This is a genomic window from Ruegeria atlantica (genome assembly GCF_947495585.1).
In the GTDB taxonomy this organism is placed as follows: Bacteria; Pseudomonadota; Alphaproteobacteria; order Rhodobacterales; family Rhodobacteraceae; genus Ruegeria; species Ruegeria atlantica_G.
Genome location: NZ_CANLZK010000011.1, coordinates 24873 through 38833 on the forward strand (window position 1 = coordinate 24873; position 13961 = coordinate 38833).

Annotated in this window: 14 protein-coding genes; 13 read left to right on the forward strand and 1 reads right to left on the reverse strand. The window is 54.1% G+C overall.

Going from position 1 to position 13961, the window contains the following annotated elements:
- Nucleotides 1-7 precede the first annotated feature (7 nt).
- The 10 genes from QMP16_RS17045 to QMP16_RS17090 all read left to right on the forward strand — a co-directional run bounded on the left by QMP16_RS17045 (nt 8) and on the right by QMP16_RS17090 (nt 10774).
- Nucleotides 8-1294, forward strand: coding sequence for a TRAP transporter large permease (locus QMP16_RS17045; protein WP_282153347.1), 1287 nt, complete (start codon nt 8-10; stop codon nt 1292-1294).
- A 25-nt stretch (nt 1295-1319) separates the two neighbouring features.
- Nucleotides 1320-2462, forward strand: a complete 1143-nt coding sequence (locus QMP16_RS17050) for a CaiB/BaiF CoA transferase family protein (protein WP_282153348.1) — start codon at nt 1320-1322, stop codon at nt 2460-2462.
- 15 nt (nt 2463-2477) lie between these two features.
- Nucleotides 2478-3260 (forward strand): 3-hydroxybutyrate dehydrogenase, encoded by a 783-nt coding sequence (locus tag QMP16_RS17055; RefSeq protein WP_282153349.1) that lies wholly within the window; start codon nt 2478-2480, stop codon nt 3258-3260.
- A 13-nt stretch (nt 3261-3273) separates the two neighbouring features.
- Nucleotides 3274-5220, forward strand: coding sequence for an acyl CoA:acetate/3-ketoacid CoA transferase (locus tag QMP16_RS17060; RefSeq protein ID WP_282153350.1), 1947 nt, complete (start codon nt 3274-3276; stop codon nt 5218-5220).
- Nucleotides 5217-6074, forward strand: coding sequence for a hydroxymethylglutaryl-CoA lyase (locus QMP16_RS17065; protein WP_282153351.1), 858 nt, complete (start codon nt 5217-5219; stop codon nt 6072-6074). The genes QMP16_RS17060 and QMP16_RS17065 overlap by 4 nt, the downstream gene beginning before the upstream one ends.
- Nucleotides 6071-6859, forward strand: a complete 789-nt coding sequence (locus QMP16_RS17070) for a crotonase/enoyl-CoA hydratase family protein (protein WP_282153352.1) — start codon at nt 6071-6073, stop codon at nt 6857-6859. The genes QMP16_RS17065 and QMP16_RS17070 overlap by 4 nt, the downstream gene beginning before the upstream one ends.
- A 121-nt stretch (nt 6860-6980) precedes the next feature.
- On the forward strand, nt 6981-8018 hold the full coding sequence (gene dctP, locus QMP16_RS17075) for a TRAP transporter substrate-binding protein DctP (protein WP_282153353.1): 1038 nt from the start codon (nt 6981-6983) through the stop codon (nt 8016-8018).
- 65 nt (nt 8019-8083) lie between these two features.
- Entirely contained in the window at nt 8084-8605 is a 522-nt protein-coding gene (locus QMP16_RS17080) for a TRAP transporter small permease (protein ID WP_282153354.1), read from the forward strand.
- The gene (locus QMP16_RS17085) at nt 8602-9918 is read left to right on the forward strand and encodes a TRAP transporter large permease (RefSeq protein ID WP_282153355.1); all 1317 of its coding nucleotides are present in this window, start codon (nt 8602-8604) and stop codon (nt 9916-9918) included. The genes QMP16_RS17080 and QMP16_RS17085 overlap by 4 nt, the downstream gene beginning before the upstream one ends.
- A 52-nt stretch (nt 9919-9970) precedes the next feature.
- Complete coding sequence (locus tag QMP16_RS17090; protein WP_282153356.1) at nt 9971-10774, forward strand: alpha/beta fold hydrolase; 804 nt, start codon at nt 9971-9973, stop codon at nt 10772-10774.
- 168 nt (nt 10775-10942) lie between these two features.
- Here the strand turns inward: QMP16_RS17090 and QMP16_RS17095 are convergent, their stop codons facing one another.
- On the reverse strand, nt 10943-11308 hold the full coding sequence (locus QMP16_RS17095) for a winged helix-turn-helix transcriptional regulator (protein ID WP_282153357.1): 366 nt from the start codon (nt 11306-11308) through the stop codon (nt 10943-10945).
- A 92-nt stretch (nt 11309-11400) separates the two neighbouring features.
- Between QMP16_RS17095 and QMP16_RS17100 the strand changes: the two genes are divergently transcribed.
- The 3 genes from QMP16_RS17100 (at nt 11401) to QMP16_RS17110 (ending at nt 13951) form a co-directional block, all read left to right on the forward strand.
- On the forward strand, nt 11401-12171 hold the full coding sequence (locus tag QMP16_RS17100; protein WP_282153358.1) for a nuclear transport factor 2 family protein: 771 nt from the start codon (nt 11401-11403) through the stop codon (nt 12169-12171).
- A 158-nt stretch (nt 12172-12329) separates the two neighbouring features.
- Nucleotides 12330-13124 (forward strand): protein-ADP-ribose hydrolase, encoded by a 795-nt coding sequence (locus QMP16_RS17105; protein ID WP_282153457.1) that lies wholly within the window; start codon nt 12330-12332, stop codon nt 13122-13124.
- The gene (locus QMP16_RS17110) at nt 13109-13951 is read left to right on the forward strand and encodes a hypothetical protein (protein WP_282153359.1); all 843 of its coding nucleotides are present in this window, start codon (nt 13109-13111) and stop codon (nt 13949-13951) included. Before QMP16_RS17105 ends, QMP16_RS17110 begins: the two co-directional genes overlap by 16 nt.
- Nucleotides 13952-13961: the final 10 nt, after the last annotated feature.

Here is a 13961-nt window from a genome sequence, read left to right on the forward strand (position 1 = left end):
GAAAACCATGGAAATTTTTATCGGCGTTGCCGCTCTTATCCTGCTGATCGTCCTCGAAATGCCGATCGCGTTTGCTCTCATGACCTCAGCCGTTCTTGGGCTGTGGATCACAGGCGGAGGCCCATTGGTTACCAGCTTTCTGGGTGATGTCCTGCACGAAGAAAGTGCAAATTACGTATTGCTGACGGTTCCAATGTTCGTTCTGATGTCGCAGTTCATGGCCAAGTCAGGAATGGCACGCGACATTGTTGTTTGTTGTGACTTGTGGCTGGGCCGAATTCGCGGCGGTCTGGCCGTGGCCTGCGTTATGGCCAGCGCGTTCATGGCGGCCGTGATTGGATCAAGCACCGCATCCACCGCTACCATGTCCACAGCGGCCTATCCAACCATGCGCGAGGTCGGGTATTCCGACCGGCTGTCGGTTGGTGTTATCGCGATTTCGGGAACTCTGGCCATCATGATCCCGCCGTCTATAATCCTAATCATCTACGGCATTCTCACCGAGGTTTCGATCGGCAAACTGCTGATCGCCGGCGTCGGTCCGGGCCTATTGACGATCGTTGGTTACATTACTGCGATCTTGGTAATGGGCGCGATGAATCCCGATTCCGTTCCTGCCCGTCCGAATTTTGATCGTCCAGCTGCTGTTGCCTCGATCCGGACTGTCTGGCCGGTGTTTCTGTTGATGACAATTGTTATCGGCGCTCTTTACAGCGGCATCGCGACTCCGACCGAAGTGGGTGCAATTGGCTCGTTGTCGGCGCTGATCATCGTGTTGGTCATGAAGCGGCTCCAGGGTGACGAATTCCTGAACTCGCTGACCGAAACCGTGCGCACCACAGTGATGATCATTGCGATCATTTCCGGCGCGTTGATGTTCGGCTATTTCCTGACGTTGACCCAAGCAACGCAAAATCTGTTGGATGCGATCCGCGACGCCGGAATGCAACCCTGGACCGTGATGATCATTCTGGTGTTCGTCTATCTGATCCTGGGAATGCTGATGGACCAGCTGGCCATTCTTGTACTGACGGTACCGGTTACATTCGCTCTGATCTCGCAGCTTGGTTTCGATGGCATCTGGTATGGCATCATCATCACCAAAACTGTTGAGATCGGGTTGGTAACACCACCTCTGGGCTTGAACATATTTGTCGCCTCCAGCCTTACCAAGGTCCCGGTCGGAGAGTGTTTCAAAGGTGTTGCACCGTTTATACTGGTCGAGATCATTATTCTTGCTCTGCTTCTCACCTTCCCACAAATCTCGTTGTTCTTGCCCGGTCTGATGGATTGAGCCAAGGCAGACAGGAGACAAAATCATGTATGATCTATTAAAGGGCGTTCGAGTGTTGGACCTGACAGCCGTGGTCCTTGGTCCGCTTGCAACTCAGTATCTGGGCGATTTCGGGGCTGATGTTATCAAGGTCGAACCGCCATCAGGTGACATCTTCCGCCAGGTTCGGCCTGCCCGGTCTGATGCAATGGGCGCAGGCTATCTGAACTACAACCGTAACAAGCGTTCGGTATCGCTGAACCTCAAAAGGGAAGAAGATCGCGAACAGTTCATGACATTGCTGGCCGAAGCGGATGTCCTGGTTCACAATATGCGTCCAGGCGCGGCCAAGCGTCTGGGGCTTGATCCCGATACCATCAGCAATGCCTTTCCAAGCCTCGTTTATTGTGTGGCTGCTGGATATGGAAGCATGGGCCGCAATTCGGAACACCCCGCCTATGACGACATCATTCAAGCGGCTTCGGGTGTTGCGCATCTGAATCGCAATCAGAATGACGAGCCGCGGTTCCTGCCGACCATAATCTGTGACAAAGTCGGTGGTATGCACTTGGCAATGGCGGTTCTTGCCGGCATCGCGCATCAGGCCAAAACCGGCCAGGGCTGTATCGTCGAAGCCCCCATGTTCGAAGGTTTGGTGGCGTTTTTGATGTCCGAGCAGCTCTCGGGCGAGACCTTCCGGCCGGCAAAAGGTAGTGTGGGTTACGAAAGGCTTCTTTCTCCGCATCGCAAGCCGTTTCCGACCAAGGACGGTTTTGTCGGTGTGCTGCCCTATAACGGCAAACATTGGGCGAGCTTTTTGAACTTTGTCGGGCGCGGGGATCTGGCCCAGGCTGACTGGGTCCAGGATTCGGCCGCGCGAAGCGAGAACATCGGCAAGCTTTACGCCATAGTTGCCGAAAAGATGCCCGAGCGCACGACTGCGGACTGGCTGGAGGTTCTGCGCGACCTCGACATTCCGTGCACACCGATCAATTCGCTGACCGACCTGTTGGAAGATGACCACCTTTCCGATGTCGAACTGTTCCGCGAAATCGAACACCCGAGCGAAGGAAAACTTCGCTCGATTCGTTCTCCGTTCTGGGTCCAGGGCGCCGATGAACATCCAGATGCGCCGGCGCCGAAGCTGGCAGCTCCTGGTGAGGCCATTGCTTGGTGGCAACGTAAGTAATTTGGAGTATCTGAAATGTTGAATGGAAAAACGGCTATTGTGACCGGATCGACCAGCGGGATTGGCCTTACCATTGCGGAAAGCCTTGCCGAACAGGGCGCAAACATCGTTTTGAACGGCATCGAACCTGCCGCGCAGGTCGATCCTGTTGTTCAGGGGCTGAAGGAAAAATGGGGTGTCGGCGTTCAGTTCGACGGTGCCGACATGCGCGATCCTGCGCAGATCGAGACGATGGTATCCGGTGCCGAAGGAGAATTTGGCTCTGTCGATATCTTGGTCAACAACGCGGGTATACAGAACGTGGCCCCCGTCGATGAGTTTCCGGTGGATAAGTGGGATGCGATCATCGCCATCAATATGTCTTCAGCATTCCACACAACGCGCGCTGCACTGCCAGGAATGAAAAAGCGTGGCTGGGGGCGGATCATCAATCTGGCATCGGCGCACGGGCTTGTCGCCTCACCTTTCAAGTCGGCATATGTCGCGGCCAAGCATGGCGTTGTAGGCCTGACGAAGACCGTGGCACTGGAGGTGGCCGAGCAGGGCATCACGTGCAATGCAATCTGCCCAGGCTATGTCCGCACTCCGCTGGTCGAAAAGCAGATCCCCGCTACTGCCGAAGCACGGGGCATTACCGAGGAGGAAGTCATTCGTGACGTGATGCTGGCGGCCCAGCCCACCAAGCGTTTTGTTGACACATCTGAGTTGGGAGCACTTGCCGTGTTTTTGTGTTCCGAAGCCGCGTCGTCCATGACGGGATCAGCCCTGCCCGTGGACGGTGGTTGGACGGCGCACTGAACGGTGAAATCACATGGTTGACAAAGTCATATCCGCTACGGCTGCAGCTGCTTTGATTAAGTCCCGTGATACCGTGACGACCTCGGGATTCGTCGGCATCGGTGTTCCTGACGAGCTATTAAGTGCGCTGGAGGACCGGTTCTGCAACACCGCTGAGCCTCGCGATCTGACGTTGTTCTTTGCTGCGGGGCAGGGCGATGGCGGGTCCCGTGGCCTGAACCGGCTGGGATACGAAGGTTTGCTGAAACGCGTGATCGGTGGCCATTGGGGCCTGATCCCTAAAGTGGCAAAGCTGGCGTTGGAAAACCGGATCGAGGCCTACAACCTGCCGCAGGGCGTCATCAGCCAGATGTTTCGCGACATCGCTGCTGGTAAGCCCGGAACGCTGACACATGTTGGTCTGGATACGTTCGTCGACCCGGCGCGGGAAGGCGGACGGATCAACGAAATCACCACCGAAGATCTGGTCGAAGCGGTAACCTTGGCTGGTAGGGATCTGCTGTTTTACCATGGAATGCCGTTGAATGTGGCGCTGCTGCGTGGCACCACCGCAGACTCGCTTGGCAATGTCACGATGGAGCATGAAGCGCTGTCGATCGACAATCTTGCACAGGCCATGGCCGTCAAGAACTCGGGAGGGGTGGTGATTGTTCAGGTCAAACGCCTAGCCGCAGACAATTCCCTGAACCCAAGAAACGTTGTGTTACCCTCGGCCTTGGTCGATGCCGTGGTTATGTCCGAACCGGAAAACCACGTTCAGACCTATGCCACTGTCTATTCGGCGCAATTTGCCGGTCAGGTGCGGGCGCCTATGGGCGAGGCAAGCCCGGTGCCGTTGGACGTGCGCAAGATCATCGCGCGGCGGGCAGCATTCGAGCTGCCGATCAACGGGATTGTCAATCTGGGCATAGGCATGCCCGAAGGCGTGGCCGCAGTTGCGCGGGAAGAGGGGCTGTTACGGCATGTGACCCTGACCGCAGAACCGGGCGTGATCGGCGGCGAGCCGGCCTCGGGCCTGGATTTTGGGGCGGCGATCAACACCGATACCATCATTCCACAGAACAACCAGTTTGATTTTTATGATGGTGGCGGTCTGGATCTTGCTGTTTTGGGCATGGCCGAGGCAGATGCCAATGGAAACGTCAACGTCTCGCGTTTTGGCACCCGGCTAGCGGGCGCTGGAGGGTTCATCAATATCTCTCAGAATGCGCATAAGGTTGTCTTTGCGGGAACATTCACCGCCGGGGGGCTGAAAATCGGCCTGCTAGACGGACGGCTGTCGATTCTTCACGAAGGCAAGGCCCGCAAATTCAATCATTCGGTGGCCCAGGTTACGTTTTCTGGGTTACGCGCGCAGGCGCAGCAAAAACCTGTTTTGTATGTGACCGAGCGTTGCGTTTTTGAGTTGACCCAAGAAGGGTTGACCCTGACCGAGATCGCACCTGGAATAGATCTGGAACGGGATATTCTTGGTCATATTGCGTTTGATCCTCTGATCCGGGATCTCAAGGAAATGGACCCGCGTCTGTTTCTTGACAGACAGATGGACCTGCGTTCGGAACTTTTGCATCTAGATCTGCCATCGCGCATTGGTCTGGATGACGAGGGTAAACGATTGTTTATCAACCTCAGCAAGATGCGGATCAAATGGCCCGCTGATGTTGAGGCAATCTGCAATCGTGTCACCGAACTATGTGCCGGACTAGAGCAGTCCGTCGAAGCTATCGTCAACTATGATGACACGGTAATAGACGAAGATATCGAAGGCAGCTATGCCGCGATGGTTCAGACTCTCGAAGCTAAGTATTATCAGACTGTTACCCGATACGCGAACTCTGCCTTCATGAGAGTGAAACTGGGTGAACGGCTTTTCCCGCAAAGGCAGCCTCACATTTTTGAAACCGCCCAGGAGGCGCGGAACTTCCTTGGCGACCAATCAAAAAGCGAGGGCACGCCATGAGCGAAAAAGTAACGATATTCGAGATGGGTCCACGAGATGGACTGCAGAACGAGAAATCCTTGATCGATACAAAGGATAAGATTCTCCTGGTTGATATGCTGAGCGATTGTGGGTTTCAAAAGATCGAAGTAACCAGCTTTGTCAGCCCCAAATGGGTGCCACAGATGGCGGACTCGGCTGATGTCATGGCCGGTATCAATCGAAAACTCAACATTTCCTACGCGGTCCTGACACCAAATTTACACGGTTTGGAGGGGGCAGTGGATGCAGCTGCCAATGAGGTGGCGATATTTGCCTCGGCGTCCGAAGGATTCAGTCAAAGGAATATCAATTGTTCGATTGCCGAAAGCCTTGAGCGCTTTTCACCGGTCATGGCCAAGGCCCTTGAAATCAAATTGCCGGTGCGCGGGTATGTGTCCTGCGTGACGGATTGCCCCTATGAGGGGCCAACCGATCCGGCGAAAGTTGCCAAGGTGGCAAAGACTCTGACCGACATAGGATGTTACGAGATCAGTTTGGGTGACACAATCGGACATGCGACACCTGAAAGTTTGTCGCTGATGCTGGATCACGTGTTGGACGTTGTGCCCGTCGGCCAGTTGGCCGGGCATTTTCACGACACCAAGGGAATGGCCCTGAGCAATATCGAAACCTGCCTGGACCGGGGCATTCGAGTTTTTGATTCTTCTGTCGGCGGATTGGGGGGCTGCCCATACGCTCCGGGCGCCAAAGGAAACGTCGCCACCGAACAAGTCGCTAACTTGATGGCACAACGCGGGTTTGAAACGGGGCTTGATGAGTCGCGGCTGCAACAAGCGGTCCAATTTGCCAAAACTCTAAGGAGCGTCGCATGAGCAATTACGAAACAATTGCATTGGTAACCGATGACAGAGGCGTCGCATATGTCACGCTGAACCGACCTAAAAAGCGCAATGCACTGTCTGCTCAGATGATTTGCGAGCTGACAGATTTGGCAAATACCGTGGGGGCTGATTCCAAGACACGCGCTATGGTGTTGTCTGGTGCGGGCGATGTGTTTTGCGCAGGTGGCGATCTGGGATGGATGATGGACCAGATCAAGGCCGATCGCGAAACCAGGATGCGCGAGGCGCGCAAGCTGGCGGAAATGCTGAATGCCCTGAATGAGATGCCCTCCCCCCTGATTGGAAGGTTACACGGCGGTGTTTTTGGTGGCGGCGTCGGTATGGCCTGCGTCTGTGACGTCGCGATTGCGGATCAGTGGACAAAATTCGGGCTGACCGAAACTCGTCTGGGCCTGATCCCGGCGACCATCGGCCCCTATGTGCTGGCGCGCATGGGAGAAGGCATGGGGCGTCGTGTGTTCATGTCAGCGCGCATCTTCCGCGCGGATGAAGCCAAAGCGCTTGGCATCGTTGCTGAAGTTGCTGAAACCGGGGCGCTGGATGCCGCGGTTGAGGCGCAGGTTGCGCCCTATCTGTCTGTGGCGCCCAAGGCGGTTGGCTCGGCAAAACGTCTGGCTCGGTCTTTAGGGCCTCGGATCGATACTGAGGTGATCGATGACACAATCACACGTCTGGCTGACATCTGGGAAGGTGCCGAGGCGGCGGAGGGTATTGATGCGTTTCTGAACAAGCGCAAACCGGAATGGGCCAGCTGAGCCACGCAGGATGCGTTATCAATACCGGATATCACGCCAACACTGTTGGGGATTTCTAAATAACAACATGAATTCAAATTGTTAACTATCATCCAATGCTGAATGTAGAAAGGTGAGTAGAATGAACCAAAGACTGAATAGGCTGGCACGAGCGGTTACCTTCAGTGTGACCTTAGGTGCGACTCTCGCTGCAAATACGGCGGCTGCCGAACCTGTTGAACTGATCTTCAACAACTTCATTCCGACGGCTGCACCGCTTTATTCAAAGGGCCTGGAACCTTGGGCGCGCGAAGTTGAGGCCGCATCAAATGGGACGTTGAAAATTACTATTCCGACGTCTTCGTTGGCACCGCCGCCACGGTCCTTTGATATTGTTGAAGACGGTGTCGCTGATATCGCGATTGCCGCAGTCGGTTTCCGGGAAAAGCAGTTTCAACTCAACATGGTGTCCAACATCCCACTGAGTGCTGAAACCACCAAAGGCGCAAGCATCGCTGCGTGGGAAACACACCAAAAGTTTTTTGCCGATGTCGGTCAGTGGGAAGAGCTGATTCCGCTCACAATCTTTTCGCTAGGTGATCAGCAGATCTTTTCGAACACCCACCCCATTCGGTCGATCGAAGATTTCGATGGCTTCAAGATGATGGTTGAGGGCAACGAAAGAACCACCACGGTTCAGAACCTTGGCGCATCGCCTGTCGGTGATGCAGGTATCAAAATGTTCGAGCTTATTTCGGGTGGCGTTGCCGATGGCATCCAATCCGCTGTTGGGCCTGCCGCAATTCTGGGGATGGTCAATGCAACCAAGCATATCACCGTAGTCCCCGGTGGCATGGGCCGCAGCCCCTTTGTGATCTTCATCAATCGTGAACGTTTCGAGGAATTGCCCGAAGACGCCCAGAAAGCGCTGATTGAAACAAGTGGCGTGAAATTGGCCGGAAAGCTCGGCGCAATCCTGGACGGGACTGATGCCTATGGAATGAACAAGTTCAAAGAAGCTGGAATAGAAGTCGAGGACGCTTCTGCTGAACTGATCAATGCTATCACCGAAGCCAGCGCGCATCACGAGGCAGCCTGGATCGAACAGGCGAATTCCATGGGGATAGACGGAACCGCCGCTTTCGAGTTCTTTCGCAAAAACGCGGAATCGAACAAATAAGCTAAGTGAGTTTTCCGACCCAGCGGTACCGCCGCGGGGTCACAATCGTGATTGGATTATGCTCCATGGATAATCTGCAATACACATTGAAACGCTTGTCTGATTTTCTGACGGGTATTTTGGCAGTATGCGCTGCAATCGGAATTTTTGCACTGATGGCGTTGGTCTTTGTCTCGGTGTTTTTCCGCTACGTTCTTAACCAACCTATCATCGGCACCGAAGATCTGATGTCGCTGATGCTGGGGATGACGATCTTTACTGCGTTCCCGACCGTTACGCTTTCCCGGGGTCATATCGCGGTTGATCTTTTGACTGGTCCTTTCAAAAAAGTCCCTACAATTGACCGAATTCGCCTGATCGCCATTGATGTCGGCGTCATTACGATGATTGGCTTTATGGCCATGCGACTTTGGGACCAGGCGGTCCGATACCTAAAACGGGGCACAACATCCAATGCTTTGGACTTGCCTTTGTACCCCTTTGTTTACGCTTTCACCACCCTTTTGCTCCTTACAGCCGTGCTTTTTGCACTTCGGGCTATTCGGGATCTTGGCGGAAAATCCGGGACAGGTGAGATGTCGCTATGATCGAATTATTAATCGCAATTCTAGCACTGCTGATTATTGCCGGTATCGGCTTTCCGCTGGGTGTCTCATTGTTGTTTGTCGGCTATGTCGGTTTTGCGCTGGTTCACCCACGCGGCTTTGATGCCGCCGGGACTGTTGCTGGGCAGCAGATTCTGGAACTGGCTGCGAACCACCAGTTTGCAGTGCTGCCGCTTTTCATTCTGATGGGTGTGCTCGTAACGCGCTCGGGAATATCCGATAGCATGTATGACTGTGCGGCCAAATGGCTGGGCCATCTGCGCGGTGGGTTGGCATTGTCCACCGTCGCGGCCTGTGGCGGAATGGCAGCGATTTCAGGGTCATCGCTTGCAACTGCGGCCACCATGACCAAAGTCGCAATTCCGGCGATGCGCAAATACAAATACGACGATGCCTTTTCAGCCGGAACCGTGGCGGCCGGTGGTACCATCGGCATCCTCATTCCACCATCCGGCGCGCTCATCATCTACGGGCTTTTGGCCGAGGTGGACATTGCACGGTTGTTCATTGCCGGATTGATACCTGGACTGATCTCGATCCTTCTTTATTTTGTCGCAATTCAGGTCGTGTGCATCATCAAACCGGATTGGGGGCCAAGAGGTGAAAACCAGCCGCTGCGCGAAAAAATCTTTGCACTTAAAGACATCTGGAGTGTTTTGACACTGTTCGGCGTGATCATGGGTGGGATTTTCTTTGGCGTGTTCACTGCATCCGAGGGCGGTGGCGTCGGCGCCGGCGGAGCGCTACTGATCGCGGTGATGCGTCGTAAGATGAGTTGGTCCACCCTTTTTGAAAGCCTGCTAGAAGCCGGAAAACTGACAGCGACCGTGTTTGCAGTTGGCTTTGGTGCATTGATGTTGAACCAATTCGTCAACATGGCCGGTGCCCCACAGGAAATTCTCGCCTTTATCACGCAGTTGGGGATCGGTCCCTGGGGTACCGTGATGGTGATTTTGGGATGCTACGTTGTTCTGGGCATGATCGTTGACGGCCCTGCAATGATTTTTCTAACCGTGCCGATTTTTGTGCCATTGATTGCGGATTTACCTTTGCCGATCGACCCAGAGCTTAAACTGGTCTGGTGGGGTATCATCGTTGTGGTTGCGGTGGAAATCAGTCTGATCACGCCACCGATCGGCATGAATGTCTTTGTCATTGCATCGATGGTGCCGGACGTGTCCCTGATGCAGATTTACCGGGGCATCATCGCGTTCTTTATCGCTGATCTAGCCCGTCTTGCGCTCTTTGTTTTTGCGCCGGGATCAGTGCTCTGGCTAGTCAGTTATCTAGGATGAAGAAACCCGCCGCCACATTGCGTGGCGGCGAGTTGAAAACGACGAGGTTAACATGAAAGAACACAGCGCTCACGCGGCCGGGTACGACTTTCCCGTTATCGAAAAAGGTGAAGGCGAAGCCATTGTTTTCGTACACGGATCGGTGTGTGATTACAGATACTGGCGAGACGACGTGACGACACTCGGCGATCAATTCCGTGCAATCGCCATGAGCCGACGCCACCATTGGCCAAAAGCTACGAAAACCAAATTTTCCTACCATGTCGAGGATCAGACCGATGATGTCATCGCCTTTGTTGAGGCGCTGGATATCGGGCCGGTTCATTTGATAGGCCACTCTTATGGTGGATATCTTGCGGCGGCGTTTGCCTGCAAGCGGCCGGACCTGTTGAAGACGCTCACGTTGGTTGAACCTGGCGGACCTGTCGAGGGCAAGAAGATGCCTCAGGTCATGCAGGAGGGCATCCTCGAGGCCATCGACATCATCAAACAGGGTCAGGTTGAAGAGGGGATAAAACATTTTCATCGCAGCGTGACGAGCACGCCCAAATGGGAAGAGATGCCGAACGATCTTCGGTCGCAACTGATCGAAAACGCGCTAACCTTGCCACCTCAGCATTATAACCCGCGCCCTCCCTTGTCGAGCGACGCGCTGCAAAGATTCGACAAACCTACATTGATAATGATCGGTGAACACACGCTGAAACCATTCCCAGAGGTTGCCAATCAGTTGACCGAACTCATCCCACAATCAAATTTGGTTCGCATTCCCGACGCGGCGCATCCCCTGAACCGTGAAAACCCGAAGGCCTTTACGTCTGAGTTGCTGCAGTTTCTGAAAAAGTCCTGGGAATAGAGCGCTTTGAGGGAACTGGTTTGGTCTATCAACGTCCTGTCGTTTGATTTCCATGCTTGATCCTGAGCTTCCCCCACTGACCTTGGCCACCGAAATGTTCAACAACGAGACGATCGATACCGGACGCATTTCGATGCGTAGTTTCGTCTTCTATTAACCAATTGATTATCAGCCGTCATACATGGCGCGGGCTTCTTCAACCCTTTCGAAATGGTCCTGGGCCCATAAAACGAGGGGCTTCATGACGTTCACCAGATCTTTGCCCAATTCAGTCAGTTCGTAAGTGACTGCCAGCGGTGGTCCGGAATGCACAGTGCGTGTGACATAGCCGTCGCGCTCCATTGAACGCAGGTTTTCGGTCAGCACTCTTTGGGTGATGTCCCCAATTATCCGTTTTAGCTCGCCAAAACGCATCGGACCATCTTCAAGCGCCAGCAGCAGCAACGTCTGCCATTTTCTTGTCACGTTGGCGAGGACATTTCGAACCGGACACAATTTGCCTTCTTGGTCGGTCGTCGCAGTTACCGGGAGCATACTTGGTTCCTTTATGGTGCGTAATTGATACTTGGTGCGGAAATGATACTCAAAGCGCACAACAACGCAACCAAGAATCAAAGGAACCGGAAATGACCCCCAAAGAAGTCGTCCTGAACGCCGTCGCTGCCATTTTCACCAACTTCGATCCCGAGGCCGCCGAGCAGCTTCTTGCGCCGGGATATATCCAGCACAACCCAGCGGTTCCGACCGGTGCGGCGCCAATTGTGGGCTTTATCCCCGGTCTGAAAGAAAGCGGTATAGAGGTAACCACGCACCGTGTATTGGCAGAAGGTGATCTGGTCGTCCTGCACAACACATATACCAATGCTCAGGCCTTTGGTGCCGAAGCTTTGGTTGGATTTGACGTGTTTCGTGTAGAGGATCGCAAAGTTGTCGAGCATTGGGACAATCTGGAGGCCGTTACCGAACCCAACCCGTCTGGTCACACGCAAACCGATGGCGCAGTCGAGATCGTCGATCTGAATAAGACCGAAGCAAACAAAGAGCTGGTAGTCGATTTCGTAAACACGATTCTGCGTGATGGCAAAGGTGATCAAATCACCGACTTCATCTCGACGGAAACCTATACCCAACACAATAGCCAGATTGCCGATGGGCTGGATGGTTTGGGTGCAGCTCTGACCGCCTGGGCCGAGCAGGGCATCACCATGAAATACGATGAAACCCATCTGGTTGTTGCCGAAGGCAACTTTGTCTTTACCGCGTCAGAAGGCACTTTGGCTGGCACCCCGACTGCGTTTTTCGATCTGTTCCGCGTTGAGGACGGCAAAATCGTCGAACATTGGGACGTGATCTCGGACATTCCATCAGAGATGGCGCACGAAAACGGCAAGTTCTAAGCGCTCGGCTTAGTCTCAGCAGGCTTTCTGGCCTGCTGAGCTCACCATAAAACACCCGGGGTTATGAATTGAAACTGTCTGCTTATAAGCAAGAGATACGCCTTTACGAAGGGTTTGTTCCCGCGACCGGGAATCCACACGTTGCGTTAAACGATGTCGTGCACGCCCTTAAGCACGATAGCCTATCCGCGCGATTTCTTGAAAGATATGCCGTTCCTCAGTCTGTTGAGGAGCGCCGAAGGTGGGTGCAGGCAGCGTTGACGGTTCGCAGTCCGGGAAACTTGCCATCAAACTTGCTCGATGCGACTGACCGGCTGCTTCAGCACGAGCTGTCGAAGAAAACCGTAACGGACTCAGAAGCGTTGCAACGATTGGGAGGAGGTTCCAATGTCAGCGGACGGATCAGTATTTGGGACGGTGACACAACAACGCTTCGCGTCGATGCCATCACCAATGCTGCCAATTCAGAATTGCTTGGATGCTTTCAGCCGTTCCATGCCTGTATCGACAACGTGATCAATTGTGCGGCTGGCCCGCAGCTGAGGGAAGATTGCCATCGGATAATGCAATTGCAGGGGCATGGTGAGGTGACCGGTGTCGCCAAAATAACGCGCGCGCACAATCTGCCGTCCCGATACGTCCTGCATACAGTGGGTCCCATTGTCCAATCCGGGTCGCGACTGACGACAAGACAAGAAACTCAATTGGCGGATTGCTATCAGTCTTGTCTTTCCTTGGCTTCCGAGGCCGGGGCCCGTTCGGTGGCCTTGTGCGGTATTTCGACCGGTGTCTTCGGATACCCGGCGCAAGCCGCTACAAAGATCGCACTTGCAACAGTGATTGATTGGGTCGGCAGGAACCCCAATGGGCTAAGTCACGTGATTTTCAATACCTTTGGCGACGCTGCCACAAGGATTTACGAGCAGGAAGCGAGACAATGGGAACTGCTTTGAATACCGTCGAAATGGCCGCGGAAACGCTAAAGGATGCCGATGCAGTACTGATCGGGGCTGGCGCAGGGATGTCAGCTGCGGCAGGGTTGGACTACACCGACGAAGTTGCATTTGCCAACCGGTTCCCCGGGATGCTGCAGTACGGTGCCCGCAATCAGTATCAAATGATGGGTTTCCCCTTCAAAGACGAGGCGCTCAAATGGGGTTACCTGTCAGTTGCTCTGGACCACGTGTACAGGGCGCGCCAGACAAAAGCGTATCAGGATTTACTTAAGCTGGTTGGCGATAAGGACTATTTTGTCATTACTTCAAATGTCGACCGGTATTTCTACAAAAATGGATTTGACCCGACGCGCATCTATACACCCCAGGGCGATTATGAATTGTTCCAATGTCTGACGCCGTGCGCAGACCAAACTTGGGATGGGGTCCCTCTGGTCGACGCGATGCTGCCATCCGTCAACCGACAAACTCAAAAGGTTGAGGACAAATCGTCTCTCGCGGTGTGTCCCAATTGCGGCGGGCCGGTGTTCATGAACGTGCGAGGGGGTGGATGGTTTATAGAGACCCCCTACTTTTCGCAATCAAAGACCTTCGCCAACTGGCTGCAGAGTGTCAATGGCCTGAGGCTGGCGGTGATTGAGATCGGTGCAGGATTCAATACACCCAGCGTTATTCGGTGGCCAATGGAGAGAATAGGAACTCATTTCCAAAACGCCCGGTTCCTTCGCATCAATCGTGATTACCCCGAGGCGCCGGCAGGCTCGCTATCGCTGCCAACTAATGCGGATGTCGCGTTGTCTGACATATTGGCGGCTTCTTCATAGATCCCACTGC

Excerpts from the sequence above, each read along its gene's own strand:
- QMP16_RS17045 (WP_282153347.1), top strand. The coding sequence starts at position 8 with ATGGAAATTTTTATCGGCGTTGCCGCTCTTATCCTGCTGATCGTCCTC.
- QMP16_RS17050 (WP_282153348.1), top strand. The coding sequence starts at position 1,320 with ATGTATGATCTATTAAAGGGCGTTCGAGTGTTGGACCTGACAGCCGTG.
- QMP16_RS17055 (WP_282153349.1), top strand. The coding sequence starts at position 2,478 with ATGTTGAATGGAAAAACGGCTATTGTGACCGGATCGACCAGCGGGATT.
- QMP16_RS17060 (WP_282153350.1), top strand. The coding sequence starts at position 3,274 with ATGGTTGACAAAGTCATATCCGCTACGGCTGCAGCTGCTTTGATTAAG.
- QMP16_RS17065 (WP_282153351.1), top strand. The coding sequence starts at position 5,217 with ATGAGCGAAAAAGTAACGATATTCGAGATGGGTCCACGAGATGGACTG.
- QMP16_RS17070 (WP_282153352.1), top strand. The coding sequence starts at position 6,071 with ATGAGCAATTACGAAACAATTGCATTGGTAACCGATGACAGAGGCGTC.
- dctP (WP_282153353.1), top strand. The coding sequence starts at position 6,981 with ATGAACCAAAGACTGAATAGGCTGGCACGAGCGGTTACCTTCAGTGTG.
- QMP16_RS17080 (WP_282153354.1), top strand. The coding sequence starts at position 8,084 with ATGGATAATCTGCAATACACATTGAAACGCTTGTCTGATTTTCTGACG.
- QMP16_RS17085 (WP_282153355.1), top strand. The coding sequence starts at position 8,602 with ATGATCGAATTATTAATCGCAATTCTAGCACTGCTGATTATTGCCGGT.
- QMP16_RS17090 (WP_282153356.1), top strand. The coding sequence starts at position 9,971 with ATGAAAGAACACAGCGCTCACGCGGCCGGGTACGACTTTCCCGTTATC.
- QMP16_RS17095 (WP_282153357.1), bottom strand. The coding sequence starts at position 11,308 with ATGCTCCCGGTAACTGCGACGACCGACCAAGAAGGCAAATTGTGTCCG.
- QMP16_RS17100 (WP_282153358.1), top strand. The coding sequence starts at position 11,401 with ATGACCCCCAAAGAAGTCGTCCTGAACGCCGTCGCTGCCATTTTCACC.
- QMP16_RS17110 (WP_282153359.1), top strand. The coding sequence starts at position 13,109 with ATGGGAACTGCTTTGAATACCGTCGAAATGGCCGCGGAAACGCTAAAG.